Here is a 26,639-nt window from a genome sequence, read left to right as displayed (position 1 = left end):
ACATTCCCGCATAAATATATAAAGATAATTCCAGTGTGAATTATTTTATACACAAGCTGGACGGCAGGCCTGCGCGGATAGGATCTGTTATAGCGCCGGGCGTTGCGAATTATTCAGATTAGCGCAACGGCAATCTGCTCGCTGAAATTACCCTGAGGGCCGCGTCGCGAAATGGAAAATAACCAGAAGGAGCGCGCGTGCTCCGTCATGCGGATATGGCGAGGATGCGGAGAGCCTTTGCATAATATCGCCAATGGTGAAGCGCGCCGCGCCCGCCAGCTTCTGCATAAGCATGCATTAAAATCGAATGGCAAAAAGGAGTCCGCAACAGCATATTACGCTGGATTAATCGGCATAATGTGCATAATAAATCTAAAAGTGATAAATATCACACCACTGCCAGAAAAATGCGCTGGACAAGGACTTACCCATCGGGGTTATCTTTTACGCAACACACTTATAACAACAATAACTTACTGATAATTAATGATAAAAATAAAAATCAGCATAAAACTAGCGAAACGCTCAGCGAACACTCTTCCGCAGAGTATTTTATAGACAAAAAGCCATTAAATAAAAATTTACAGCTAGTTGCCACCTTCAAGCCAGAGATATAACCTACTCACATCAAAACATACAGCCCAAAAACGCTATAACAGCGCGAATTTTTTGGCGTAACAGACTTTATTTTCGAGGAGCATACCGATGTTCTCTGCGCAGTCCCGCTTGCGTCATGCGGTAGCAGACACCTTTGCGATGGTCGTGTACTGCACCGTCGTGAACATGATGATCGAGATTTTCCTCTCCGGAATGACTTTTGAGCAGTCGTTATCTTCACGTCTGGTCGCTATTCCGGTAAACATTATTATTGCCGTACCCTACGGTTTTTACCGCGACCGCGCGATGCGCCTGGCGCGCCATATCAGTCCGACAGGCTGGATGAAGAACATTGCCGACGTCGTCGCCTATGTAACCTTCCAGTCGCCGGTGTACGTCGCGATTCTGTTTGTGGTGGGTGCCGACTGGCATCAGATTGCCGCCGCGGTGAGTTCGAATATCGTCATTTCGATGATGATGGGCGCGGCGTATGGCTACTTTCTTGATTACTGCCGCCGCCTGTTCCGCGTCAGCGCCTACCGCCAGGCGAAAGCCTGAGCCCATAGCCAACCAGCGACTGGCAAGCGCCAGTCGCTTTCTGCATTCACATCCTTGTTATCATCCCTCAGCTGCGATCGGTTCGCACATCGATGCGGAAATCCGCTAGTTAATTATGGGACATCGTCGGCTGCGCTTCGCCGAATAAGCCACTCAGAAAGCGCTCAAGCGCAATACGTGAACTGAATCCGTGTGGAATACCATAATGCTGCTGCGCATCACCGGCTAAATAGAGCGGGAACTGCTCGTAATGATCGCAGGTCTTGATATCCGAAGCGGGGTCCGCCAGCGTATTGCTGCGCTCTTTGAGCGCCGGATGAATAATTAAAGCGGTACGCCCCATGCGCGCTTCGCGGTTCACATAAACATAATTATCGCCACGGCGATAGCCGTACGCTTTTTGCGTCACAACATCCATGGTGAAGCCGGCTTTTTCAAGAACACGCGCCACCTCATCGGGTCTTAAATACATACTCATTCCTCGTTATCTTTTACCGCACATTTACCTTACCTTATTCATGATTGGCAGGGCTTTCGGAAAATTCCAGAAACCACGGTTTAAAAGCATAATTCAAAATCTTGTCCTACACTTAATCGCTCTACCCTAAATAATGCAGATTGCAAAGCGACAGCAACGTGAGTGCAACCTGAAGTATGGCGGGTATCGATGAAATTAAGGGAGAAATCAATGGCCAACCGTGTGAATCGCAACAATGTAGATGAAAGCGCTGAGGATATTCATAACGATGTCAGCCAATTAGCGGATACGCTGGAAGAAGTGCTGAAATCGTGGGGCAGCGATGCAAAAGACGAAGCGGAGGCTGCGCGGAAAAAGGCGCAGGCATTGCTGAAAGAAACCCGCGCGCGCATCAACGGCAACAACCGCGTGCAGCAGGCCGCGCGTGATGCCGTCGGCTGTGCCGACACCTACGTGCGCGACAAACCCTGGCAAAGCGTCGGCGCCGCCGCCGCAGTTGGGCTATTTATTGGCGTATTGCTGAATTTACGCCGATAATATAAATGTAAGACGAAGATAACAAATACGCGTCAACCCCTGTATGCCGTCGGTATGCAGGGGTTTTTTATTTCTCGCCGATAGCCAGCCTGAGCTGACCCACGAGGTCAGCGGCCATCTCTGGTGACGTCAGGTTGGTAAAACTGACCAGCAGCCCTCCCTCCCCGCGGCTTTGCATCCGCCAGTCGCTCAGCGCCTGAACGTCCAGCCCGGCCTCCCTTGCCCGCCGCGCCAGCAGCCGATCGTCGCCGCGCGTCGCAATAACCAGCTGAATGCCGCCCAGCTGCGGAACCACCGCAAAGCCGGCGGCCGAAAGCGCCGACTCCAGCCACTGACGGCGCAGGGCGTAGCTGGCGCGCATTTTTTTCAGATGGCGCCAGAAATGGCCTTCCTGAATAAAATCAGCCAGCGTCTGCTGCCACAGCGTCGGAACGCTGCAGCTCATCAGCTCCGCCTGGCGCCGGAATGCGGGCACCTGCGGCGGCGGAACCACCAGCCACGCTGTGCGCAGCGCGGGGAATAGTGATTTGCTGAACGTCCCGCAGTAGATCACGCGCTGCGGGGCATCGAGGCTTTTCAACGGCGGCAGCGGCTTGCCCCGATAGCGAAACTCGCTATCGTAATCATCTTCGATAATCCAGCCATCATTTTTCGCCGCCCATGCCAGCAGCTGCCTGCGTCTCGCAAGCGAGAGCGCAACGCCGGTCGGGCTTTGGTGAGCGGGGGTCAGCAGCGCGAAGTGCGCGTCCGGAAAGTGACGCAGCGCGTGCTCCACATCCATTCCTTCATCATCCACGGGGACCGGATTAATGATGATATTTTGCCCCGCGATCGTCGGGCGGATAAGCGGAAAACCGGGGTCTTCCATCCACATTGCCTGTGCGGGCCGCGCCAGGGTGCGCAGGATCAGCGTCATTGATGCGGCATAGCTGCCGGTCACCAGCACCTGCTCCGGCTGGCACTCAATGCTGCGCGAGAGGCGGAGATAATCGACAATCGCCCGACGAAGGATCGGTTCGCCGCAGGGCTCACCCGGCGCCAGATCGAAGCGGGTTTGCGTGCGCAGGCGGCGGCCCATCACCCGCGCCCACAGGCCGCGCGGGAAAAGATCCAGCGCCGGCAGGCCCATTTTAAACGGCAGGGGCGCTGTCGGCTCGCTGCCCGTCGCCAAACGCGTCGGCGCCTCCTGCTGCGGGCTGAGACGCTCGCTGACGAAGGTTCCCGCCTGGCCGCGCCGTTCGAGCCATCCCTGGGCCACCAGCTCACCCCAGGCATTTTCCACCGTCGCCCGGGATACGCCAAGCTCCTGAGCATATACCCGGCTGGCGGGCAGGCGGCTGCCCGGCGGCAGCTCGCCGCGCTCAATGGCGGATTTGAGCTGGCGGGCGATACGCTGGTAGTGCGGCGCTTTTTTGGCTTCCATCATGGTCTGCTTTTTTCATCAAAATATGGCTATCTTTTGCAGTCCATTATAGTGCTATTTTGACTGCCGTCTTAGAGACTATCTCATCCGACGTCACCGTTGATGTCCGTTTGGGGCCCGCTGCAGGGCCCTGTAGCCAAAGGGATAGCTCTTAATGTGGAGAGAAAAATGAACACACTGCGTCAGCCCTACAATGAACTGAGTCCGGAAGTCTATAACGCGCTGGTACAGGCGAAAGTTGCGCTGGAAAAAAGCGCGCTCGACGGCACGCTGCTGGAACTGGTCTACCTGCGCGTGTCGCAGATTAACGGTTGCGCCTTTTGCCTGGAGATGCACAGTAAAGCGCTGCGCAAATCCGGCGTCGCCCAGGGCCGTCTGGACGCGCTGGCCGGCTGGCGGGTAAGCGCCCACTTTGACGCCGCGGAGCGCGCAGCGCTGGCGTGGACGGAGTCGGTGACCCACATCGCCAGCAGCCATGCGGAAGATGACGTTTATCTGCCGCTGCTGGAGCATTTTAGCCCCCGTCAGATCAGCGATTTAACCTTCGCCATCAGCCTGATGAACGCCTTTAACCGTCTTGCCGTCAGCATGCGTCTGTAGTTTTACGCCCGACCGCCCCCGCCCTCACAGGATCGCTCCTTGGGGGTTTTTCTTATTTTAAAACGCTATATATTGCGTGGTTGAACTTTTCTACAACTACATCTAGTATTTCCTGAACAGTTAATCGATACCAACCGCTGCGCCTTTTTGCGCCGTCCTGTTATCTTAAATGGAAATACGAATCATGCGCATTACTATTTACACTAAAAATGACTGCGTTCAGTGCCATGCTACTAAGCGCGCTATGGAGAGCCGCGGCTTTGCCTTCGAGATGGTCAACGTCGAGCATCATCCCGATGCCGCAGAGATGCTGCGCGAGCAGGGCTTTCGCCAGCTGCCGGTGGTGATTGCCGGCGAGACCCGCTGGTCCGGCTTCCGTCCGGATATGATTAATCGCCTGCATCCCGTCACGGCGGCCAGCGCATGAGCCTCATCGTCTACTTCTCCAGCAGCTCCGAAAATACGCATCGGTTCGTCCTGCGTCTGGGGCTGCCCGCGGTGCGCATTCCGCTTAACGAGCGGGAGCGTATCCAGGTAGACGAACCCTATATTCTCATCGTCCCCAGCTACGGCGGCGGCGGTACCGCGGGCGCGGTGCCGCGCCAGGCGATCCGCTTTTTAAACGATCCCCACAATCGTCAGTTAATTCGTGGCGTCATCGCCGCAGGCAACCGCAACTTTGGCGACGCCTACGGCCGGGCCGGCGACGTTATCGCGCAGAAATGCAGCGTGCCGTACCTCTATCGCTTTGAGCTGATGGGTACCCCACAAGATGTCGCTAACGTACGCAAAGGAGTAAGCGAATTTTGGCAACAACAACCGCAGAACGTCTAACCGCAGAGGCGCCGGATTTCCACGCCCTGAACGCCATGCTGAATTTGTACGACAGCAACGGCCGCATTCCGTTTGAAAAGGACCGCCAGGCGGTGGACGCCTTTATGGCGACGCATGTCGACGCCAACACCGTCCCCTTCGCCAGCCAGAACGATAAGCTGGAGTGGCTGATGGCCGAAGGTTACTACGACGCCGGCGTGCTGGCCCGCTACGACCGCCGTTTCGTCCTCGCGCTGTTTGAGCAGGCCCACGGCTACCGTTTCCGCTTCCAGACCTTTCTCGGCGCCTGGAAGTTCTACACCAGCTATACGCTGAAAACCTTCGACGGCAAACGCTACCTTGAACATTTCGCCGATCGCACCTGCATGGTGGCGCTGAGCCTGGCGCAGGGCGACGAAACCCTGGCCCGCCAGCTGACCGATGAGATCCTGAGCGGGCGCTTCCAGCCGGCGACCCCCACCTTCCTTAACGCCGGCAAGCAGCAGCGCGGGGAGCTGGTTTCCTGCTTCCTGCTGCGCATCGAAGACAATATGGAGTCGATTGGCCGGGCGGTGAACTCGGCGCTGCAGCTCTCAAAACGCGGCGGCGGCGTGGCGTTTTTGCTGTCGAACCTGCGCGAGTCCGGGGCGCCGATTAAGCGTATCGAAAACCAGTCGTCGGGGGTGGTGCCGGTGATGAAAATGCTGGAAGACGCCTTCTCCTACGCCAACCAGCTCGGCGCCCGCCAGGGGGCCGGAGCGGTCTACCTGCACGCCCATCATCCGGATATCCTGCGCTTCCTCGACACCAAGCGCGAAAACGCCGATGAGAAAATCCGCATCAAAACCCTGTCACTCGGCGTCGTTATCCCGGACGTGACCTTCCAGCTGGCGAAAGACGACGCGCAGATGGCGCTGTTCTCACCCTATGACGTCGAGCGGCTGTACGGTAAACCGTTCGGCGATATCGCCGTCAGCGAGATGTACCCGCAGCTGGTCGCCGACGAGAGGGTCAGCAAGCGCTGGATCCGCGCCCGCGATCTGTTCCAGCGGCTGGCGGAGATTCAGTTTGAGTCCGGCTATCCGTACATCATGTTTGAAGATACCGTGAACCGCGCCAACCCGATTGCCGGACGGGTCAACATGAGCAACCTGTGCTCGGAAATTTTGCAGGTCAACACCCCGTCGACCTTTGACGAAAATCTCGATTACGCCAGCGTCGGCGAGGATATCTCCTGCAATCTCGGCTCGTTGAATATCGCCCATACTATGGATTCGCCCGACTTTGCCCGCACGGTTGAAGTCGCCATTCGCGGCCTGACGGCGGTATCCGATATGAGCGATATTCGCTCGGTGCCTTCGGTGGCGGCGGGTAACGCGGCCTCTCACGCCATCGGGCTGGGGCAGATGAACCTGCACGGCTATCTGGCGCGGGAAGGTATCGCCTACGGCAGCCCGGAGGGGCTGGATTTCACCAACCTCTATTTTTACACCGTGACCTGGCATGCGCTGCATACCTCAATGCTGATGGCGCGCGAGCGCGACCAGCGCTTCGCCGGTTTCGCCCGTTCGCGCTACGCCAGCGGCGAGTATTTCCAGCAGTATCTGCAGGGCGACTGGCAGCCGAAAACGGCGAAGGTGCGCGAGCTGTTCGCCCGCGCCGGTATTGCCCTGCCCGACCGTCAAATGTGGCAGCAGCTGCGCGATGACGTGATGCGTTACGGTATCTATAACCGCAACCTGCAGGCGGTGCCGCCCACCGGTTCTATCTCCTATATCAACCATGCGACGTCGAGCATCCATCCGATCGTCTCGAAGATCGAGATCCGCAAAGAGGGCAAAACCGGTCGGGTTTACTATCCGGCTCCGTTTATGACCAATGACAACCTGGAACTGTACCAGGACGCGTATGAAATCGGCCCGCAAAAAATTATCGACACCTACGCCGAGGCCACGCGGCATGTCGATCAGGGGCTCTCTTTAACGCTGTTTTTCCCCGATACCGCCACCACCCGCGATATCAACAGGGCGCAAATTTACGCGTGGAAAAAAGGCATTAAGACGCTGTACTACATCCGCCTGCGCCAGCTGGCGCTGGAAGGTACTGAAATTGAGGGCTGCGTGTCCTGCGCGCTGTAAGGAGAACCCGATGACCCATCTATCGCGCATTAGCGCCATTAACTGGAACAAGATTCAGGACGACAAGGATCTGGAGGTGTGGAACCGCCTGACCAGCAACTTCTGGCTACCGGAGAAGGTGCCGCTGTCCAACGATATCCCCGCGTGGCAGACCCTCAGCCCGACGGAGCAGCAGCTGACCATCCGCGTTTTCACCGGCCTGACGCTGCTCGATACCATTCAGAACACCGCCGGCGCGCCGGCGCTGATGAACGACGCCCTCACCCCGCATGAGGAGGCGGTGATGTCGAATATCAGCTTTATGGAGGCGGTGCACGCCCGCTCCTACAGCTCGATTTTCTCCACCCTGTGCCAGACCAAAGACGTCGACGCCGCCTACGCCTGGAGTGAAGAGAACGCCCCGCTCCAGCGCAAAGCCGAGCTGATGCTGGAGTATTATCACACGGATGAGCCGCTGAAGAAGAAAATCGCCAGCGTATTCCTCGAATCCTTCCTCTTCTATTCCGGATTCTGGCTGCCGATGTACTTCTCCAGCCGCGGTAAGCTGACCAATACCGCCGACCTGATTCGCCTGATCATCCGCGACGAGGCGGTGCACGGATATTACATCGGCTACAAATATCAAAAAGGGCTGGAAAAAGTCAGCGCCGAAAAGCGGGAGGAGTTGAAGAATTTCGCCCTCGATCTGTTGATGGATCTCTACGATAACGAGCTGGCCTATACCCATGAACTGTACGCCGACAGCGGCTGGGCTGAGGAGGTCACCGCCTTCCTGTGCTACAACGCCAACAAGGCGCTGATGAACCTGGGCTATGAGGCGCTATTCCCGGCGGAAATGGCCGCGGTCAATCCGGCGATCCTCGCCGCGCTCTCGCCAAACGCCGATGAAAACCACGACTTTTTCTCTGGCTCAGGATCGTCCTACGTGATGGGTAAAACGGAAGAAACCGCCGACGCCGATTGGGACTTTTAACCTTACTTTCACCAGGAATATATTCACTTGATTCCTGGTGATCTATTTCACATTATTTCCATTCATCACACCATTATCTGTTCTGACATTTTCAGGAAATCCTCTCGTAATATTTAGTAGAAATCCCGTGATTTTGACAATAATTCTCCGGTAAGCATTAAAAAATATCACTACGGCGTAATCAACGCTCAGCCCTTATATCACGGGGAATGCGCGGCATTGCTGCCGCGCCATATCCTCCCGCCGCGGACATTGAGGGTTGTCACAGAATCTGAGTATGTTAGGGTGTAAACAGGTAAATATCTCCACCAGGTACTATATCGACATAATACAAATAACGGGAAACTCTCTATTGCATGGCAATTAAATTAGAAATAAAGAATCTCTATAAGATATTTGGCGAGCATCCGCAGCGAGCGTTCAAATATATTGAAAAAGGATTTACTAAAGAACAACTGCTGGAAAAAACGGGGCTTTCACTTGGCGTAAAAGACGCCAGTCTGACCATTGAAGAAGGCGAGATATTCGTCATCATGGGGCTTTCCGGATCGGGAAAATCCACCATGGTTCGCCTTCTCAATCGCCTGATTGAACCCACCCGCGGGCAGGTGCTGATTGATGGCGTCGATATCGCCAAAATTTCAGAATCCGAGCTGCGCGAGGTGCGCAGAAAAAAGATCGCAATGGTTTTTCAATCATTTGCGCTGATGCCGCATATGACCGTGCTGGACAATGCCGCCTTTGGCATGGAGCTGGCGGGCCTCTCCACCCAGCAACGCCAGGAGAAAGCGCTGGAGGCGCTGCGCCAGGTCGGTCTGGAAAACTACGCTCATGCCTGGCCGGATGAACTCTCCGGCGGGATGCGCCAACGCGTCGGGCTCGCCCGCGCGCTGGCGATTAACCCCGATATCTTATTAATGGATGAAGCCTTCTCGGCCCTCGATCCCTTAATTCGTACCGAAATGCAGGATGAGCTGACAAAATTACAGGCCAAACACCAGCGCACCGTGGTCTTTATTTCCCACGATCTTGATGAAGCCATGCGCATCGGTGACCGGATTGCCATCATGCAAAATGGCGAAGTTATTCAGGTCGGTACTCCGGATGAAATCCTGAATAATCCGGCCAATGATTACGTGAAAACCTTCTTCCGCGGCGTCGATATTAGCCAGGTATTCAGCGCCAAGGATATTGCCCGCCGTAGCCCGGTAGGCTTAATTCGTAAAACGCCGGGATTTGGCCCCCGTTCGGCGCTGAAATTGTTGCAGGATGAAGACCGCGAATATGGTTATGTGATTGAACGCGGTAATAAGTTTGTCGGCATTGTCTCCATTGATTCACTGAAATCCGCGCTGAGCGAAGGTCAAGGAATTGATGCGGCGTTACTCGACTCCCCGCAGGCGGTGGATGCGCAAACGTCGCTTAGCGACCTGCTCTCCCACGTAGGCCAGGCACCGTGCGCGGTGCCGGTTGTGGATGAAGGGCATCAGTATATCGGCATCATTTCTAAACGAATGTTGCTGCAGGCTTTAGATCGCGAGGGGACAAACAATGGCTGATCAATCTAACCCGTGGGATACCGCACCGGCGGCGGATAGCGCCGCCCAATCTGCCGATGCCTGGGGCACTCCGGCCGCCGCGCCGGCCGACGGCGGCGGTGCCGACTGGCTGACCAGCGCGCCGCAGGCGCAGCCGGAACATTTCAACATCATGGACCCGTTCCATAAGACGCTGATCCCGCTGGATAGCTGGGTGACGCACGGTATCGACTGGATAGTGATCCACTTCCGCCCGCTGTTCCAGGGGATCCGCGTGCCGGTGGACTACATACTCAGCGCCTTCCAGCAGCTGCTGTTAGGGATGCCCGCTCCGGTGGCGATTGTGATATTCGCCCTGATCGCCTGGCAGATCTCCAGCGTCGGAATGGGCGTCGCCACGCTGATCTCGCTGGTGGCTATCGGCGCTATCGGCGCCTGGTCGCAGGCGATGGTCACCCTGGCGCTGGTTCTGACCGCCCTGCTGTTCTGTATGCTGATCGGCCTGCCGCTGGGGATTTGGCTGGCGCGCAGCCCGCGCGCGGCAAAAATTATCCGTCCGCTGCTCGACGCCATGCAGACCACTCCGGCGTTCGTCTACCTGGTGCCAATCGTCATGCTGTTCGGGATCGGTAACGTTCCAGGCGTGGTCGTGACTATTATCTTTGCCCTGCCGCCCATCGTGCGTCTGACCATTCTGGGGATTAACCAGGTGCCGGCCGATCTGATTGAGGCATCGCGCTCCTTCGGCGCCAGCCCGCGCCAGCTGCTGTTTAAAGTTCAGCTGCCGCTGGCGATGCCGACCATTATGGCCGGGGTCAACCAGACGCTGATGCTGGCGCTCTCGATGGTGGTTATCGCCTCGATGATCGCCGTCGGCGGTCTCGGCCAGATGGTACTGCGCGGGATCGGCCGTCTTGATATGGGCCTGGCCAGCGTGGGCGGCGTCGGGATTGTTATCCTCGCCATCATTCTTGACCGCCTGACCCAGGCCGTTGGGCGCGACTCCCGCAGCCGCGGCAGCCGCCGCTGGTACACCACCGGGCCTCTGGGGCTGATCACTCGTCCTTTCAGTAAATAACCTTCTCATTGCCCGGCGGCATTGCGCCTGCCGGGCCAGCAGTCATCCTTTCATATTTATGAGGAACAACGATGCGACATACAGCGATTCTTGCCACAGCGTTCACCGCACTCATTGCCACCGGCGCCTTTGCCGCCGATCTGCCGGGTAAAGGCATCACCGTAAAACCGATTCAGAGCACCATCACCGAAGAGACCTTCCAGACCCTGCTGGTCAGCCGCGCGCTGGAGAAGCTGGGCTACACCGTCGATAAGCCGAGTGAAGTTGACTATAACGTCGGCTACACCTCGCTCGCCTCCGGCGACGCCACCTTTACCGCCGTTAACTGGCAGCCGCTGCATGACGACATGTACGCCGCCGCCGGCGGGGACAAGAGCTTCTACCGCGAAGGCGTTTTTGTTAACGGCGCCGCGCAGGGCTATCTGATTGATAAGAAAACCGCCGAGCAGTATCACATTAAATCTATCGATCAGCTGAAAGACCCGAAAATCGCCAAACTGTTTGATACTAACGGCGATGGTAAGGCCGATCTCACCGGCTGTACGCCGGGCTGGGGCTGTGAAGCGGTGATTAACCACCAGATTGATGCCTATGGCCTGAGCAACACCGTGGTGCACAACCAGGGCAACTATGCCGCGATGATGGCCGATACCATCGCTCGCTATAAAGAAGGCAAGCCGGTGATTTACTACACCTGGACGCCGTACTGGGTCAGCGACGTGCTGAAACCGGGTAAAGATGTGGTCTGGCTGCAGGTGCCGTTCTCCTCCCTGCCAGGCGTACAGAAGAACATCGACACCAAACTGGCTAACGGCGCGAACTACGGCTTCCCGGTCAGCACCATGCATATTGTGGCCAACAAAGCCTGGGCCGAGAAAAACCCGGCGGCGGCGAAGCTGTTCAGTATCATGAAGCTGCCGATTGCCGACATTAACGCCGAAAACGCCATGATGCATGCAGGCCACGCTTCGGAAGCGGATATCCAGGGCCACGTTGACGGCTGGATCAAAGCCCACCAGCAGCAGTTTGACGGCTGGCTGAAAGAGGCGCTGGCGGCGCAGAAATAATCCTCCCTCGTCAGAATGCCATGTCGCTCCGGCGTGCGTTATGCCGCCGGAGGTTCCCGGGTTTCGCCTTCTGCGCCCTGCCCGGGCACCGCTTCTCTTTCGCTATTCCACAAAACCACCTCCGCTCCTTCCGCTTCAGTATCTCCCGTCGCTAATGTGCGCTAACCTACGAACCGGCAAAGAGATTTTATTCCTGGATATAGGTTTAACGTATCAATTGTAGTCAATAATTCATTTGATTTATTTGTCACAATAGTTATTATATCGGCTGTAATTAATGAGGTCATACCCAAATGGATAGTTCGTTTACTCCCATTGAGCAAATGCTCAAATTCCGCGCCAGCCGTCACGAAGATTTCCCTTTCCAGGAGATTCTGTTAACTCGCCTCTGCATGCACATGCAAGGTAAGCTACTGGAAAATCGCAATAAAATGCTGAAAGCGCAGGGAATTAACGAGACATTATTTATGGCGCTGATCACCCTGGAATCTCAGGAAAACCACAGCATTCAGCCCTCCGAGCTGAGCTGCGCCCTGGGGTCGTCACGCACCAACGCCACGCGCATTGCCGACGAGCTGGAAAAACGCGGCTGGATTGAACGCCGTGAAAGCGATAACGATCGCCGCTGTCTGCATCTGCAGCTTACCGACAAAGGTCATCAGTTTTTGCGTGAGGTTCTGCCTCCGCAGCACAACTGCCTGCATCAGCTCTGGTCTTCTTTAAGCACCAGCGAAAAAGATCAGCTCGAGCACATCACCCGTAAACTGCTTGGTCGTCTTGACCAGATGGAAGAGGACGGTGTGCTTGCGGAGTCTCTGCGCTAAGCACGGAACCGCTAGAAATCTTTCTGAATTGACAAGGAAAAACAGACCAGGCCAGCAGATCTTCTGCTGGCCTTTCTGATAAACAGGTCGGCCCAGCCGATGTGAAATAATAAGATCGTGGAGAATAACATGAGCGCAAATGCGGAGAGCCAAACCCCGCAGCAACCGGGCAGCAAGAAAGGGAAGCGCAAAGGTGCCCTTCTGTTGCTGACATTGCTCTTTATTATTGTTGCCGTGGCATATGGGATTTATTGGTTTTTGGTACTGCGTCATTATGAAGAGACCGATGACGCATATGTGGCAGGGAATCAGGTACAGATTATGGCGCAGGTGTCCGGCAGCGTGACGAAAGTCTGGGCCGACAACACCGATTTTGTGCAGAAAGGCGATCCTTTGGTCACCCTCGACCAGACCGATGCCCAGCAGGCGTTTGAGAAAGCGCAAACCCAGCTGGCCGCCAGCGTGCGTCAAACCCGTCAGTCGATGATCAACAGCAAGCAGCTGCAGGCCAATATCGACGTCAAAAAAACCGCGCTCTCGCAGGCGCAAACCGACCTCAACCGCCGTATCCCCCTGGGAGCCGCTAACCTGATTGGCCGCGAGGAGCTGCAGCACGCTCGCGATACCGTCGCCAGCGCCCAGGCCGAGCTCGACGTGGCGGTGCAGCAGTTTAACGCCAACCAGGCCATCGTTCTGGGGACCCGCCTTGAGCAGCAGCCTGCCGTTCTGCAGGCGGCCACCGACGTCCGTAACGCCTGGCTGGCCCTGCAGCGTACGCAGATCGTCAGCCCGATTAGCGGCTACGTTTCCCGTCGTTCGGTTCAGCCCGGCGCGCAGATAAGCCAGACCACCCCGCTAATGGCGGTCGTTCCGGCGACGAATCTGTGGGTCGACGCCAACTTTAAAGAGACCCAGCTGGCGCATATGCGCATCGGCCAACCGGCCACCGTAATCAGCGATATCTACGGCGACGATGTGAAATACACCGGTAAGGTCGTAGGGCTGGATATGGGGACCGGTAGCGCCTTCTCCCTGCTGCCGGCGCAGAACGCCACCGGGAACTGGATTAAAGTCGTCCAGCGTCTGCCGGTGCGTATTGAGCTCGATGAGAAGCAGCTGGCGGCGCACCCGCTGCGTATTGGCCTCTCTACGCTGGTTGAAGTGGATACCTCCAACCGCGACGGCGAGATACTGGCGAACGAGACGCGTAAGTCTCCGGCGTATGAAAGTAATGCCCGTGAAATCGCTCTCGACCCGGTAGACAAACTGATCAACGGCATCATCCAGGCTAACGCCGGATAATTCGGGGTGAGCGTAATGCAACAGCAAAAACCGCTGGAGGGCGCGCAGCTGGTCATCATGACCATTGCGCTGTCGCTTGCGACCTTCATGCAGGTGCTGGACTCCACTATCGCCAACGTGGCTATCCCAACCATCGCCGGTAACCTTGGCTCGTCCCTGAGCCAGGGTACCTGGGTGATTACCTCGTTTGGGGTGGCCAACGCCATCTCCATTCCGATAACCGGTTGGCTGGCAAAACGCGTGGGGGAAGTGAAGCTGTTCCTGTGGTCAACGGTGGCGTTTGCCATCGCCTCCTGGGCCTGCGGCATGTCCAACAGCCTGACGATGCTGATTTTCTTCCGCGTGATTCAGGGGATCGTCGCCGGTCCGCTGATCCCGCTGTCGCAAAGTCTGCTGCTCAACAACTACCCGCCGGCAAAACGCTCCATCGCCCTGGCGCTGTGGTCGATGACGGTTATCGTGGCGCCAATCTGCGGGCCGATCCTCGGCGGCTATATCAGCGACAACTACCACTGGGGCTGGATATTCTTTATCAACGTGCCAATCGGCGTTGCGGTGGTGATCATGACGCTGCAAACCCTGCGCAGCCGGGAAACCCGCACCGAGCAGCGGCGCATCGACGGCGTCGGGCTGGCGCTGCTGGTGGTTGGCATCGGCAGCCTGCAGGTGATGCTCGATCGCGGTAAGGAGCTGGACTGGTTCGCCTCCACGGAGATTATCGTCCTGACGGTGGTGGCCGTGGTGGCCATCAGCTTCCTTATCGTCTGGGAGCTTACCGACGACAACCCGATAGTCGACCTTTCGCTATTTAAGTCGCGAAACTTCACCATCGGCTGCCTGTGCATCAGCCTCGCCTATATGCTCTACTTCGGCGCTATCGTTCTGCTGCCGCAGCTGCTGCAGGAGGTCTATGGCTACACCGCGACCTGGGCGGGTCTGGCGTCGGCGCCGGTGGGGGTGATCCCTGTCATTCTCTCGCCGATCATCGGCCGCTTTGCCCATAAGCTCGATATGCGTCGGCTGGTGACCTTCAGCTTTATCATGTATGCGGTGTGCTTCTACTGGCGCGCATGGACCTTCGAACCGGGGATGGACTTCGGCGCATCGGCCTGGCCGCAGTTTATCCAGGGCTTCGCGGTGGCCTGCTTCTTTATGCCGCTGACCACCATCACCCTGTCCGGCCTGCCGGCGGAGCGGCTGGCGGCGGCCTCAAGCCTGTCGAACTTCACCCGTACGCTGGCGGGCTCTATCGGGACCTCGATAACCACCACCATGTGGACCAACCGCGAGGCGCTGCACCATGCGCAGCTCACCGAGTCGGTCACGCCGTATAACCCTAACGCCCAGCAAATATACGACCAGCTGGAGGGACTGGGGATGACCCAGCAGCAGGCATCCGGCTGGATAGCCCAGCAGATAACCAACCAGGGGCTGATTATTTCCGCTAACGAAATATTCTGGGTCTCGGCGGGGATCTTTATCCTGCTGTTAGGCCTGGTGTGGTTTGCCCGGCCGCCGTTCAGCGCGGGCGGCGGCGGAGGCGGAGCTCACTAGCGTTAACACCAAGGGATCTGCGGATCCCTTTTTTATTGGCGGATAAAAACGCCCGCCTGTCCAGTTCGCGCTAGCTTCTGTCCACTTCGCTAAAGCGCCCCGTTCTTCTTATCGTGCAGGATAAAGATCCGACATAAGGAGATAATCATGCTGAAAAATCCTCACGAAAAGTATCGCCCCTCGCCGATCGTATCCCTGCCCGACCGCCGCTGGCCGGACCGGCAGATCGCCCACGCGCCGCGCTGGCTCTCTACCGACCTGCGCGACGGCAACCAGGCGCTGGCGGAACCGATGGACGGCGCGCGCAAGCTGCAGTTCTGGAACCTGCTGCTGGAGTGTGGATTCAAAGAGATTGAAGTCGCTTTCCCGTCCGCATCGCAGACTGATTTCAACTTCGTTCGCCAGCTGATTGAGGAGCAGCGTATCCCCCAGGACGTCACCATTCAGGTGCTGACCCAGGCGCGGGAAGATTTAATCCTGCGCACCTTCGAATCGCTGTGCGACGCCCACAGCGCCACCGTGCATCTGTATAACGCCACCGCGCCTCTGTTTCGCCGGCTGGTCTTCGGTATGGAAAAAGCGCAGGTGGTTGAGCTGGCGACCCGCGCCACCCGACTGATCCGCCAGCAGTGCGAACAGCAGCCGCAAACGCGCTGGCAGTATGAGTATTCGCCGGAAACCTTCTGCTTTACCGAACCTGAGTTTGCGCTGGAGATCTGCGAAGCGGTGGCGGACATCTGGCAGCCCTGCGCCGAACGCCCGATGATCATCAACCTGCCCGCCACCGTGGAGGTCAACACCCCCAACGTCTATGCCGATCAAATCGAGTATTTTTGCCGTCATTTCTCGCGACGCGCCGACGTCTGCATCAGCGTCCACCCGCATAACGACCGCGGAACCGGCGTTGCCAGCGCCGAGCTGGCGGTGATGGCCGGCGCCGATCGCGTTGAAGGCTGCCTGTTTGGCAACGGCGAACGCACCGGCAACGTCTGTCTGGTCACCCTCGCCATGAACCTCTACAGCCAGGGCGTCGATCCTCAGCTCACCTTCCCGGAGATGAAGCGGGTCGTGGAGATCGTCGAGAGCTGTAACCAGCTGCCGGTTCACCCGCGCCATCCGTGGGCGGGAAGCCTCGCCTATACCGCATTTTCCGGCTCGCATCAGGATGCGATTAAGAAAGGTTTCGACGCCCGTCGGCCCGGTGAAGTTTGGCAGATGCCCTACCTGCCCGTCGACCCGCAGGATATTGGCTGCAGCTATGAGGCGGTTATCCGCGTCAACAGCCAGTCGGGTAAGAGCGGCAGCGCATGGCTGATTGAGCAGAATCACGGCTTAAAGCTGCCCCGCATGCTGCAGCAGGATTTCAGCCTGCACGTGCAGCGCGCAACCGATAGCCACGGCAAGGAGATGACGCAAAACGCCCTGTGGCAGCTGTTTCGCGAGCGCTACGGCCTGGTGGCGCAGCCGCCGCTGGCGCTGCTGGATTACCAAAGCGACGGTCAGCAGGACGGCCAGCTCTCGCTGCAGGCGACGCTCAGGGTCTACGGCGAGACCCGCAGGCTGCAGGGGAACGGCAACGGGCTGCTTTCCGCCGCGGCGAGCGGGCTTAGCGCGCTGCTTAAGCAACAGTTTGCGATTAAGGATTATCACGAGCATACCCTCGGCGAGCGCAGCGACAGCCGTTCGGTGGCCTATATCCGCTGCGTCTTGCCGAATGGCGACAGCCGCTGGGGGGTCGGGATCGATAACGATGTCGCCCGCGCCTCGCTCCAGGCGCTATGCAATGCGCTCAGCGGCGGCGATCACTCCTCCGGCGAGCGGAAGTAATCGCTGGGAGCCATCCCCATCACCCGGCGGAACATGGCGCTGAAGGCGCTGTGGCTGCCGTAGCCAAGGTCCAGCGCCACCCGCAGGACCGACTGCCCCTGCGCCAGGCGCACCAGCGCTTCCATTAGTTTCGCCCGGCGCACCCATTCGCTCCAGGTCAGCGTGGTCTGCTGCTGGAAGTGGCGGTTGAGCGTCCGCTCGCTCATATTGCTCTCTTTTGCCGCCTGGAGGCTGCTCCAGGCCTCGCCAGGCGCTTCGCGGACCTTTTGGCACAGCCGGCGCAGCGCCTCGCTTTGCGGCTCGATCAGGCCAAAGGGCAGCACGGTCATGCCGCGGATCTCATCAAGAATTAACTCATAGACGCGCTCGTCGCGGCTGCCGGGATCGTAGCGTTCCGCCAGCGTCAGCGAGGTGACGATCAGCTCGCGCAGCAGCGGCGAGATCTGCACGATCTGGCACGATGACGGCAGATCGGCGCGGGCAAGGGGATCGATAAACAGCGTGCGCGCCGCGACTGCGCCGGTGATCCGCAGCGCGTGGGGCGTACCCGCCGGCAGCCAAACGCCGCGCCCCGGCGGGACAACCCAGTAGCCAGCCGGCGTCTCAACCCGCACCACGCCGCTCAGGATATGCAGCAGCTGGACGCAGTCATGCTGATGCCACGGCTCGCTATCGCCATGGGCGTAATCATGGGCAAAGGGCACCAGGGAGCGATGCTGAAAGGAGAAGCGGGAAGTCGTCGACATCGCGGCGTGAGGATATCGGCCCGACGCTATCGCCGGGCCGTGGCAGAAGAACTAGATATGCAGTTCTTGCAGCGTTTCTTTCGGCAGCGCCAGCTCGTCATTGCTGTTGATGCGTACGTCGCGCTCAAGAATATGACGCGCGATGTCCTGAGCTTCTTCCAGCGAGTGCATGGTGTAGGTACCGCACTGGTAAACGTTGAGCTCAGGGATCTGGCTCTGCTCTTTTACCTTCAGCACGTCGGCCATTGCCGCTTTCCAGGCATCCGCTACGCGCTGCTCGTCCGGCGTACCGATCAGGCTCATATAGAAGCCCGTGCGGCAACCCATCGGAGAGATATCGATAATTTCCACACCCTTACCGTTGAGATGGTCGCGCATAAAGCCCGCGAACAGGTGCTCAAGCGTGTGAATGCCTCTTTCCGGCATCACTTCCTGATTCGGTATGCAAAAACGCAGATCGAAAACGGTAATTTCATCGCCGTGCGGCGTGTTCATTTTCTTCGCGACGCGCACCGCAGGGGCTTCCATTCGGGTATGGTCGACTGTGAAACTATCTAACAACGGCATTCTTCACCTCCGATAGTGATTTTTTTTAAAATAAAATGAACTCTTTTTACACCCGCTAGTCTGAGTATGTGAAAGACGCGCATTTATTATCATCATCATCCCTGAATCAGAGATGAAAGTTTGGCCACATTGATGTGGCCTTTTTCTTTTGTACCGCTTTTTGCTACGCGTGTCTCGCTAACAGAGCGCTAAACGGTTCGCTATCTTCCGCTTCTACCTTCTGCTGACGCACGGCTGACGCTTCACGCTCGGTAATGAAATCCTCTTCGCGTAAAATCTCCAGCGGCTCTTCCCGCAGCATCGTACGATACCGATCGGCCAGCTCCTTACCGGTGCCGCCAATCCCTTCTTCAAGCATAGAACGCAGAATGCGCGCCGAGAAAGTTAATTCCGGATCGTCGAAGCTGGCAACCAGCTCATCGCACACCTGCTGATAGGCGTCGCCGCCGTGAATGCCGTCCAGAATCTGCGCAACGCGGCGCAAATCGCGGAACAGATCTTTACCTACCTCAGCCAGCGGGAACTGCGCGCTTTCGCAGCCGATCCCCAACGTCAGGCCAGGCTTACGCCCTTCAAGAATCACCCGATTCCAGTTAGTGCGCGTACACAGCAGTTCGTCGCTGCTCATTTCCGGCGCATCGGCCAGCACGCACCAGACCATAAACAGATCGAGGAAGCGCACCTGCTGCTCGTCAACGCCAATCGGCGAGAACGGGTTGATATCCAGTGAACGAACTTCGATATATTCGATTCCGCCGCGCAGCAGCGCGTCAGACGGCGTCTCACCGCTGCGGGTCACGCGTTTCGGGCGGATTGGCGCATAGAGCTCGTTTTCAATCTGCAGAATATTACTGTTAATTTGCAGGTACTTACCGTCTTTCTTGAGGCCAATTTCCGCATACTCCTGCGACGGAGTTTTAATCGCCCGCTTCAATCCTGCCACATACTCCTGCAGATCGTTAAACGTAATTCCGAGATTGCTTTGCGACTTATTGGTATAGCCGAGGTCGCTCAGGCGCAAGGAGGTCGCGTACGGCAGGTAATACATGCCGTTTTCCGCTTTCTCAAACGGCAGCGTGGTCGGTTTCCCCTGCAGGAAAGAGGAGCAAATCGCCGGGGAAGCGCCGAACAGATACGGGATCACCCAGCCAAAGCGGTAGTAGTTGCGGATTGAGCGGAAATAGCCCGCCGAAATGGCCTCTTTCCCGCTTTCCTCGTCCTCAACGCCGCACTTCGCCTGCCAGAACGCCATCGGCAGAGAGAAGTTATAGTGCACGCCGGAGATGGTTTGCATCAGCGCGCCGTAACGGTTTTTCAGCCCTTCACGATACAGCGTTTTCAGACGGCCGATATTCGATGTGCCGTACTGCGCCAGCTCGATGTCCTGGCCCGGAGCAATATAGCAGGGCATGCTCAGCGGCCACATCCGCTCATCGCCGATATGGCGGGCGGTATAGCGATGAACATCGCGCATAAAAGTCAGCATGTGCTGAATATCGCCATCAACCGGCGTAATAAACTCCAGCAAAGCTTCAGCAAAATCGGTGGTAATCCATTTATGGGTCAGCGCCGAACCCAATGCCTGAGGATGGCCGGTAGTGGCCAGCGAGCCATCGGCGTTAACGCGCAGCGTTTCGCGCTCAAGGCCGCGATGAATGCCCTTTAGCGCCTGCGGATTTTTTTCCAGCCAGGCCAGCGCCTGTGATACGTCCGGGATCAATTTGACCTCCCGCCTGTCGAAATCATTTGAATAAGCATAATTGTAATGGTGACCATACAGGTTATTCCAGCAGACGTTATTGTTACAGCCTGTCCGGAGAGCCTCAGTTCCACAATTAGTGCCACCACATCATGCCCTGAAGCGTAACCAGCGCAATGACGATATAGCGCAGCGCTTTACCAAGGCATAAAAAAAAGAGCACTGGTCCCCAGGAAATGCGCATCCATCCCGCCAGTAAACACAGCAAATCGCCTATCACCGGCGTCCAGCTTAATAATAATGTGACCGCACCGTAGCGCTTTAACCAGCCGGAAGCCTTCTCCTGCCAGCGCGACGTTTTGCGCAGCGGAAACAGGCGCCCCAGAATAACGTTAGTTACCCCTCCAAGGCTATTGCCGATTGTTGCTATTAATACCAGCATCCACGGTTGGCTCGCTCCCGTAAGCAGCATAGCAACCAGCACAACTTCCGAGTTACCGGGAAGCAGCGTGGCGCTGAGAAAGCTACTGGCAAACAGCGATATCAGCGATAGCGCGTCGCTCACAGCAGCCGAACGTCGACAGCATCCATCCCCGCGCGCTGTGCGGCCTGCAGACCAAAGTCAGCGTCTTCAAACACCACGCATTTTTCCGGCGCAACGCCCATGCGCTCGGCGCACAGCAGGAAGGTATCAGGAGCAGGCTTGTGGTTTGTTACGTGATCGGCGGCAATGACCGCGGAGAAATAGTGACGCAGGCCGAGATGGGCCAGCAGAGCTTCCGCAACGGCGCTTTCGCTGCCGGTGCCAACCGACATCGGGCGACGGCCGTGCCACTCTTTTACCACCTCAATCAGCGGTAAGGGGCGCACGCTATCCAGCAGCATCGCCTTGACGGCGTTGGTTTTTTCCAAAGCCAGGCGATGAGGGTCTAAATCCGCCTGGTTCATTTCGATAATCACCTGGGCAATACGCCAGGTCGGAGAACCATTGAGCGCGACCATCGCCTGTTCGTCGAAACGCATTCCGTAACGGCCCAGAACCTCGCGCCAGGCCTTACGATGCGTCGGCTCGGTATCAAGAATAGTGCCATCCATATCAAAGATAAGTCCTGCGTAACGTTCGTACATCGTGTTCTCACAAACCGGATAAGGAAAGGTTACTTTATCGCAAAAGGCGCATATTGTCGCGGGTGGAGGCAGAAGCAGCAAAGGCGCCACTGGGCGCCTTTATTATATCAATGCATCGGCTTATTTGATTTTCAAATCATTCTCAACCAAACGAACGCCCTGCACTCTGCGGGTCACCTCTACGGCGCGATTAGCATCCTTCTGTGACGAAACAAAACCGCTCAGCTGAACGCGGCCTTTGAAGGTCTGCACACTAATTTCAGTGGATTTAATCTCTTTTTCGTTAAACAGCGCGGTTTTGACTTTGGTGGTCACGACGGTGTCGTCGATATAGCCGCCGGTACTTTCCTTCGTGGCCGATCCGGCACAGCCAGCCAGAGATACGGCAACCAGAAGCGTCGCGCAAAAGGCAGGTATTGCTTTGAACCATTTCATGGATTTCTCTCCTTGCACTCATCTCACCCGAATCAGGTCGATATACAGGGATAAATTATAGTGGAAAGAGCAACTTGCCAATATTAAAAAGTGCGCAAGAGCGTGCAGAAACGGCTAAAAGACAGCGGCTAAGAGGTTTTTTGGGTAAGAAAATTGGCTAACCGGGAGGAGATGATGCTGCCGATTGTCTCGCAGACCATGAGGCAATAATGTTGGGGTTATTTCAGGAGAAGATGGTGCATCCGGGAGGATGACTCACTGGGTTCGCCCTACGGGCCGTCGCTTATGCGACGTTATCCTCCCTGGTGCTGGCGGTTTTTTCGCAGACCATGAAGCAATAATGTTGGGGTTAGTTCAGGAGAAGATGGTGCATCCGGGAGGATTCGAACCTCCGACCGCTCGGTTCGTAGCCGAGTACTCTATCCAGCTGAGCTACGGATGCATCAGGGGGAACTTCTTTACTACGCTATCTTCCCTGGTGCTGGCGATTATCTCGCAGACCATGAAACAACAGTATTGCTGTTATCTCGAAGAAGATGGTGCATCCGGGAGGATGACTCACTGGGTTCGCCCTACGGGCCGTCGCTTATGCGACGTTATCCTCCCTGGTACTGGCGATTATCTCGCAGACCTTGAAACAACAGAATAGCTGTTATCTCGAAGAAGATGGTGCATCCGGGAGGATTCGAACCTCCGACCGCTCGGTTCGTAGCCGAGTACTCTATCCAGCTGAGCTACGGATGCATCAGGGGGAAATTCTTTACTACGTTAACTTCTCTGGCGCTGGCGATTATCTCGCAGACCATGAAACAACAAGAGTGCTGTTATCTCGAAGAAGATGGTGCATCCGGGAGGATTCGAACCTCCGACCGCTCGGTTCGTAGCCGAGTACTCTATCCAGCTGAGCTACGGATGCATCAGGGAGAACTTCTTTACTACCAGCAAGCGCCGCAAATTAACCATTGCCACACTTCACAAGATGGTGCATCCGGCAGGATGACTCACTGTGCTTGCCCTACGGGCCGTCGCTTATGCGACGTTATCCTCCCGGGTACTGGCGATTATCTCGCAGACCATGAAACAACAGAATGGCTGTTATCTCAGAGAAGATGGTGCATCCGGGAGGATTCGAACCTCCGACCGCTCGGTTCGTAGCCGAGTACTCTATCCAGCTGAGCTACGGATGCAAAATGGCGGTGAGGCGGGGATTCGAACCCCGGATGCAGCTTTTGACCGCATACTCCCTTAGCAGGGGAGCGCCTTCAGCCTCTCGGCCACCTCACCACACGCCTCTTTCGAGTGCTTCGAAGAACTTGTTTCTGCTCTTCGTCGCTGCGATGGCGCACATATTACTTTCTGGTACTTATAAGTCAAACAATTTTTCGAGACCTTTTTTCCGTTTGCACACTTACCGCGCAATCAGCCTGCAAAAACGGCAAAAAGAGCGTTTAATCAACAGAAATTCAGGGTTTACGGCCTGCTACGGGCAAAAAATAAAGATAGCCGACGATGGGCAAGTAACGGAAAAGAGAGGCGTCTGAAGTAGAAAATAGAGAGAAATCGACTGGCTGTGGGATGCGCCTCACGAAATCGCGAGGCGCGAAAGCCTTAGTAACTGGACTGCTGGGATTTTTCAGCCTGGATACGCTGGTAGATCTCTTCACGATGCACGGAGACTTCTTTAGGGGCATTAACGCCAATACGTACCTGGTTACCCTTAACCCCTAAAACTGTCACAGTGACCTCATCTCCAATCATGAGGGTCTCACCAACTCGACGAGTCAGAATCAGCATTCTTTGCTCCTTGAAAGATTAAAAGAGTCGGGTCTCTCGTATCCCGGCATTATCCATCATATAACGCCAAAAAGTAAGCGATGACAAACGCCTCACGGCGTAACGCAGTCATGGCATCACATTCTGTTAAACCTAAGTTTAGCCGATATACACAACTTCAACCCGACTTTATCGTTATCAGTGCTTCTCTTGCAAGATACCGTAATCCGAAGATCACGGCACCTATGCGTTTATAGTTATTACAGTTTTGCGCTTACCCAGCCTTTCACACTGGCTAACGCAGCAGGGAGAGCAGACGCATCGGTACCACCGGCCTGAGCCATATCCGGACGACCGCCCCCTTTGCCGCCCACCTGCTGAGCGACCATACCAACCAGCTCCCCTGCCTTCACGCGATCTGTCACATCCTTAGACACACCGGCAATCAGAGAAACCTTACCATCCGCAACCGTGGCTAACACTACAACCGTTGAACCCAGCTGGTTCTTCAGATCGTCAACCATAGTACGCAGCATTTTTGGCTCAACGCCGACCAGCTCGCTGACCAGCAGCTTAACGCCGTTAATCTCTTCCGCTTTGCTGGAGAGGTTTGCGCTCTCCTGCGCTGCCGCCTGCTCTTTCAGCTGCTGCAGCTCTTTTTCCAGCTGGCGAGTACGTTCCAGCGCGGAGCGTACCTTGTCACCGAGGTTATGGCTATCGCCCTTCAGCAGCTGTGCGATGTCGCCCAGCAGATCGCTTTGGGAATGCAGGCTCGCAATCGCGCCCTCACCGGTCACCGCCTCAATACGGCGCACGCCCGCAGCTGTCCCGGATTCGGAGGTGATGCGGAACAGGCCGATATCGCCGGTACGTGAAGCGTGAGTACCGCCGCACAGCTCGGTGGAGAAATCACCCATTTTCAGGACGCGAACGCGGTCATCATACTTCTCGCCGAACAGCGCCATGGCGCCAGATTCGCGAGCCGCATCGATATCCATAATGTTGGTTTCGATAGCCAGGTTGCGGCGAATTTGCGCATTGACTAAATCTTCAACCGCGCGGATCTCTTCCGGCTTCATCGCTTCAAAATGCGAGAAGTCAAAGCGCAGCGCTTTGTCATTTACCAGAGAGCCCTTCTGAGCCACGTGCGTACCGAGAACCTGGCGCAGCGCGGCATGCATCAGGTGGGTCGCGGAGTGGTTCAGACGGATACGCTGGCGGCGAGCGCGATCGACATCGGCCTGCACCGCGTCGCCCACTTTCAGGGTACCGCCAGCCACTTTGCCGATATGACCAATAGCCTGGCCGTACTTCTGCGCATCGCTGACGAAGAACGAGAAGCCCGCGCCTTTCAGCTCGCCCTTATCGCCGACCTGGCCGCCGGACTCGGCATAGAACGGCGTCTGATCCAGAATAACAACCGCTTCCTGACCGGCGCTGACGGTATCAACCGCTTTGCCGTCGATGAACAGCGCGGTGACCTTGCCGTTCAGCTCCAGGCTATCGTAGCCTTTAAACTCTGAAGCCCCCTCAACGCGAATCATCGCGTTGTAGTCGGCGCCGAAACCGCTGGACTCACGCGCGCGACGGCGCTGCTCTTCCATTGCCGCTTCGAAGCCTGCTTCGTCAACTTTGATATTGCGCTCGCGGCACACGTCCGCAGTCAGGTCAACCGGGAAGCCGTAGGTATCGTACAGGCGGAAGGCCGTTTCGCCGTCCAGGGTGTCGCCTTTCAGCTTAGCCAGCTCTTCGTCCAGCAGCGCCAGGCCGCGTTCCAGAGTGCGGGCAAACTGCTCTTCTTCCGTTTTCAGAACATGCTCAACCTGAGCCTGCTGCTGCTTCAGCTCTTCGCCAGCGGAGCCCATGACCTCAATCAGCGGCGCAACCAGCTTCCAGAAGAAGGTATCCTTTGCACCGACCATATTGCCGTGGCGGACGGCACGACGAATGATACGACGCAGCACGTAGCCGCGGTTCTCATTCGACGGGATCACGCCATCAGCGATCAGGAACGCACAGGAGCGAATATGATCGGCAATCACGCGCAGCGACTTGTTGGTCAGATCGGTGGCGCCGGTCACTTTTGCCACGCTCTCGATCAGTTGACGGAACAGATCGATATCATAGTTGGAGTTCACGTGCTGCAGAACGGCGGCGATACGCTCAAGGCCCATACCGGTATCAACGGACGGCTTCGGCAGCGGCTCCATGGTACCGTCGGCCTGGCGGTTAAACTGCATGAAGACGATGTTCCAGATCTCAATGTAGCGATCGCCGTCCTCTTCCGCGCTTCCCGGAGGGCCGCCCCAGATGTGGTCGCCGTGGTCAAAGAAGATTTCGGTGCACGGGCCGCAAGGACCGGTATCGCCCATTTGCCAGAAGTTATCGGAGGCAAACGCGCCGCCTTTATTATCGCCAATGCGAATAATGCGCTCACGCGGAACGCCAACCTCGTTGGCCCAGATGTCGAAAGCTTCGTCATCGGTTTCGTAAACGGTTACCCACAGCTTTTCTTTCGGCAGAGCGAACCAGCTTTCGCCGGTTAACAGCTCCCATGCGTACTTGATGGCATCCTGCTTGAAGTAGTCGCCGAAGCTGAAGTTGCCCAGCATTTCAAAGAAGGTGTGGTGGCGCGCGGTATAGCCGACGTTTTCCAGATCGTTGTGTTTGCCACCCGCACGAACGCAGCGCTGCGAGGTGGTCGCACGGGAATAATTACGCTTGTCGAGGCCAAGGAACACATCCTTGAACTGGTTCATCCCGGCGTTGGTAAACAGCAGGGTCGGGTCGTTGTGCGGCACCAGGGAGCTGCTGGCAACTACCTGATGTCCCTTACTATGGAAAAAATCGAGAAACGCCTGACGGATCTCAGCAGTGCTCTTGCTCATAATTATCCTGAAATCAAGCTATACACTTCATCCTTCACGCCGCCTCGACGCTGGCTGCGCTCGTTCACCTCCGTCACGTACCTTTGTACGCCCCAG

The 26,639-nt window shown here is 56.8% G+C and carries 24 protein-coding genes and 5 tRNA genes; 14 read left to right on the top strand and 15 right to left on the bottom strand.

Annotated elements, in window-relative coordinates; genetic code table 11:
- Window positions 1–705: 705 nt before the first annotated feature.
- Window positions 706–1,155 (top strand): L-alanine exporter AlaE, encoded by a 450-nt coding sequence (alaE, locus tag QFI97_RS07310; RefSeq protein ID WP_095098329.1) that lies wholly within the window; start codon window positions 706–708, stop codon window positions 1,153–1,155.
- Between the two features lie 109 nt (window positions 1,156–1,264).
- Here the strand turns inward: alaE and QFI97_RS07305 are convergent, their stop codons facing one another.
- Window positions 1,265–1,627 carry a DUF2002 family protein gene (locus tag QFI97_RS07305; RefSeq protein WP_331833947.1) on the bottom strand — a complete coding sequence of 121 codons (363 nt, stop codon included), beginning with the start codon at window positions 1,625–1,627 and terminating at the stop codon, window positions 1,265–1,267.
- Between the two features lie 216 nt (window positions 1,628–1,843).
- Between QFI97_RS07305 and QFI97_RS07300 the strand changes: the two genes are divergently transcribed.
- On the top strand, window positions 1,844–2,170 hold the full coding sequence (locus QFI97_RS07300; protein WP_095098335.1) for a DUF883 family protein: 327 nt from the start codon (window positions 1,844–1,846) through the stop codon (window positions 2,168–2,170).
- Window positions 2,171–2,237: 67 nt separating this feature from the next.
- Here QFI97_RS07300 and pdxR read toward each other — a convergent pair whose 3' ends face one another.
- The gene (gene pdxR, locus QFI97_RS07295) at window positions 2,238–3,593 is read right to left on the bottom strand and encodes a MocR-like pyridoxine biosynthesis transcription factor PdxR (protein WP_346430864.1); all 1,356 of its coding nucleotides are present in this window, start codon (window positions 3,591–3,593) and stop codon (window positions 2,238–2,240) included.
- A gap of 168 nt (window positions 3,594–3,761) precedes the next feature.
- Between pdxR and QFI97_RS07290 the strand changes: the two genes are divergently transcribed.
- The 12 genes from QFI97_RS07290 (at window position 3,762) to leuA (ending at window position 17,307) form a co-directional block, all read left to right on the top strand.
- Complete coding sequence (locus QFI97_RS07290; RefSeq protein WP_346430821.1) at window positions 3,762–4,193, top strand: carboxymuconolactone decarboxylase family protein; 432 nt, start codon at window positions 3,762–3,764, stop codon at window positions 4,191–4,193.
- Between the two features lie 184 nt (window positions 4,194–4,377).
- Entirely contained in the window at window positions 4,378–4,620 is a 243-nt protein-coding gene (gene nrdH, locus QFI97_RS07285) for a glutaredoxin-like protein NrdH (protein ID WP_095098344.1), read from the top strand.
- Complete coding sequence (nrdI, locus tag QFI97_RS07280; protein WP_095098347.1) at window positions 4,617–5,027, top strand: class Ib ribonucleoside-diphosphate reductase assembly flavoprotein NrdI; 411 nt, start codon at window positions 4,617–4,619, stop codon at window positions 5,025–5,027. Before nrdH ends, nrdI begins: the two co-directional genes overlap by 4 nt.
- Window positions 5,000–7,144: a class 1b ribonucleoside-diphosphate reductase subunit alpha gene (gene nrdE, locus QFI97_RS07275; RefSeq protein ID WP_095098350.1), complete on the top strand. Its 2,145-nt coding sequence runs from the start codon at window positions 5,000–5,002 to the stop codon at window positions 7,142–7,144. The genes nrdI and nrdE overlap by 28 nt, the downstream gene beginning before the upstream one ends.
- A 10-nt stretch (window positions 7,145–7,154) precedes the next feature.
- Window positions 7,155–8,117 (top strand): class 1b ribonucleoside-diphosphate reductase subunit beta, encoded by a 963-nt coding sequence (gene nrdF, locus QFI97_RS07270; protein ID WP_346430820.1) that lies wholly within the window; start codon window positions 7,155–7,157, stop codon window positions 8,115–8,117.
- Between the two features lie 356 nt (window positions 8,118–8,473).
- Entirely contained in the window at window positions 8,474–9,676 is a 1,203-nt protein-coding gene (gene proV, locus QFI97_RS07265) for a glycine betaine/L-proline ABC transporter ATP-binding protein ProV (protein WP_095098356.1), read from the top strand.
- Window positions 9,669–10,733 (top strand): glycine betaine/L-proline ABC transporter permease ProW, encoded by a 1,065-nt coding sequence (proW, locus tag QFI97_RS07260; RefSeq protein ID WP_095098358.1) that lies wholly within the window; start codon window positions 9,669–9,671, stop codon window positions 10,731–10,733. Before proV ends, proW begins: the two co-directional genes overlap by 8 nt.
- A 71-nt stretch (window positions 10,734–10,804) precedes the next feature.
- The gene (gene proX, locus QFI97_RS07255; RefSeq protein ID WP_346430819.1) at window positions 10,805–11,800 is read left to right on the top strand and encodes a glycine betaine/L-proline ABC transporter substrate-binding protein ProX; all 996 of its coding nucleotides are present in this window, start codon (window positions 10,805–10,807) and stop codon (window positions 11,798–11,800) included.
- Between the two features lie 293 nt (window positions 11,801–12,093).
- Complete coding sequence (gene mprA / locus QFI97_RS07250) at window positions 12,094–12,624, top strand: transcriptional repressor MprA (protein WP_041146855.1); 531 nt, start codon at window positions 12,094–12,096, stop codon at window positions 12,622–12,624.
- A gap of 129 nt (window positions 12,625–12,753) precedes the next feature.
- A complete protein-coding gene (gene emrA, locus QFI97_RS07245; RefSeq protein ID WP_346430818.1) occupies window positions 12,754–13,926 on the top strand; it encodes a multidrug efflux MFS transporter periplasmic adaptor subunit EmrA in 1,173 nt (390 codons plus the stop codon).
- 15 nt (window positions 13,927–13,941) lie between these two features.
- Window positions 13,942–15,480: a multidrug efflux MFS transporter permease subunit EmrB gene (gene emrB / locus QFI97_RS07240; RefSeq protein ID WP_095098364.1), complete on the top strand. Its 1,539-nt coding sequence runs from the start codon at window positions 13,942–13,944 to the stop codon at window positions 15,478–15,480.
- A 147-nt stretch (window positions 15,481–15,627) separates the two neighbouring features.
- Window positions 15,628–17,307, top strand: coding sequence for a 2-isopropylmalate synthase (gene leuA, locus QFI97_RS07235; RefSeq protein WP_346430817.1), 1,680 nt, complete (start codon window positions 15,628–15,630; stop codon window positions 17,305–17,307).
- On the opposite strand, the gene QFI97_RS07230 is transcribed toward leuA, so the two are convergent.
- The 13 genes from QFI97_RS07230 to alaS all read right to left on the bottom strand — a co-directional run bounded on the left by QFI97_RS07230 (window position 17,283) and on the right by alaS (window position 26,543).
- A complete protein-coding gene (locus tag QFI97_RS07230) occupies window positions 17,283–18,053 on the bottom strand; it encodes an AraC family transcriptional regulator (RefSeq protein ID WP_346430816.1) in 771 nt (256 codons plus the stop codon). The genes leuA and QFI97_RS07230 overlap by 25 nt on opposite strands.
- Window positions 18,054–18,104: 51 nt before the next feature.
- Window positions 18,105–18,620: an S-ribosylhomocysteine lyase gene (luxS, locus tag QFI97_RS07225; protein WP_072051859.1), complete on the bottom strand. Its 516-nt coding sequence runs from the start codon at window positions 18,618–18,620 to the stop codon at window positions 18,105–18,107.
- Window positions 18,621–18,783: 163 nt separating this feature from the next.
- Window positions 18,784–20,340, bottom strand: a complete 1,557-nt coding sequence (gene gshA / locus QFI97_RS07220) for a glutamate--cysteine ligase (protein WP_346430815.1) — start codon at window positions 20,338–20,340, stop codon at window positions 18,784–18,786.
- A 115-nt stretch (window positions 20,341–20,455) separates the two neighbouring features.
- On the bottom strand, window positions 20,456–20,884 hold the full coding sequence (locus QFI97_RS07215; protein ID WP_095098373.1) for a YqaA family protein: 429 nt from the start codon (window positions 20,882–20,884) through the stop codon (window positions 20,456–20,458).
- Window positions 20,881–21,447 (bottom strand): fructose-1-phosphate/6-phosphogluconate phosphatase, encoded by a 567-nt coding sequence (gene yqaB, locus QFI97_RS07210; RefSeq protein ID WP_095098378.1) that lies wholly within the window; start codon window positions 21,445–21,447, stop codon window positions 20,881–20,883. The genes QFI97_RS07215 and yqaB overlap by 4 nt, the downstream gene beginning before the upstream one ends.
- 120 nt (window positions 21,448–21,567) lie before the next feature.
- Window positions 21,568–21,882, bottom strand: a complete 315-nt coding sequence (locus QFI97_RS07205; protein ID WP_095098381.1) for a BON domain-containing protein — start codon at window positions 21,880–21,882, stop codon at window positions 21,568–21,570.
- Window positions 21,883–22,247: 365 nt separating this feature from the next.
- Window positions 22,248–22,324, bottom strand: a tRNA-Arg gene (locus QFI97_RS07200).
- Window positions 22,325–22,549: 225 nt separating this feature from the next.
- Window positions 22,550–22,626: transfer RNA gene (locus tag QFI97_RS07195), tRNA-Arg, on the bottom strand.
- Window positions 22,627–22,721: 95 nt separating this feature from the next.
- Window positions 22,722–22,798 (bottom strand) — tRNA-Arg (locus QFI97_RS07190).
- 194 nt (window positions 22,799–22,992) lie between these two features.
- Window positions 22,993–23,069, bottom strand: a tRNA-Arg gene (locus QFI97_RS07185).
- 4 nt (window positions 23,070–23,073) lie between these two features.
- Window positions 23,074–23,166 (bottom strand) — tRNA-Ser (locus QFI97_RS07180).
- Between the two features lie 324 nt (window positions 23,167–23,490).
- Window positions 23,491–23,676, bottom strand: a complete 186-nt coding sequence (gene csrA / locus QFI97_RS07175; RefSeq protein WP_000906486.1) for a carbon storage regulator CsrA — start codon at window positions 23,674–23,676, stop codon at window positions 23,491–23,493.
- 239 nt (window positions 23,677–23,915) lie between these two features.
- The gene (gene alaS, locus QFI97_RS07170; RefSeq protein ID WP_346430814.1) at window positions 23,916–26,543 is read right to left on the bottom strand and encodes an alanine--tRNA ligase; all 2,628 of its coding nucleotides are present in this window, start codon (window positions 26,541–26,543) and stop codon (window positions 23,916–23,918) included.
- Window positions 26,544–26,639 lie beyond the last annotated feature (96 nt).

This window comes from Klebsiella scottii (genome assembly GCF_036561945.1).
GTDB lineage: Bacteria > Pseudomonadota > Gammaproteobacteria > Enterobacterales > Enterobacteriaceae > Klebsiella > Klebsiella scottii.
The sequence above is the reverse complement of the archived record's forward strand: the minus strand, read 5'-3'. Positions and strand labels throughout refer to the sequence as shown.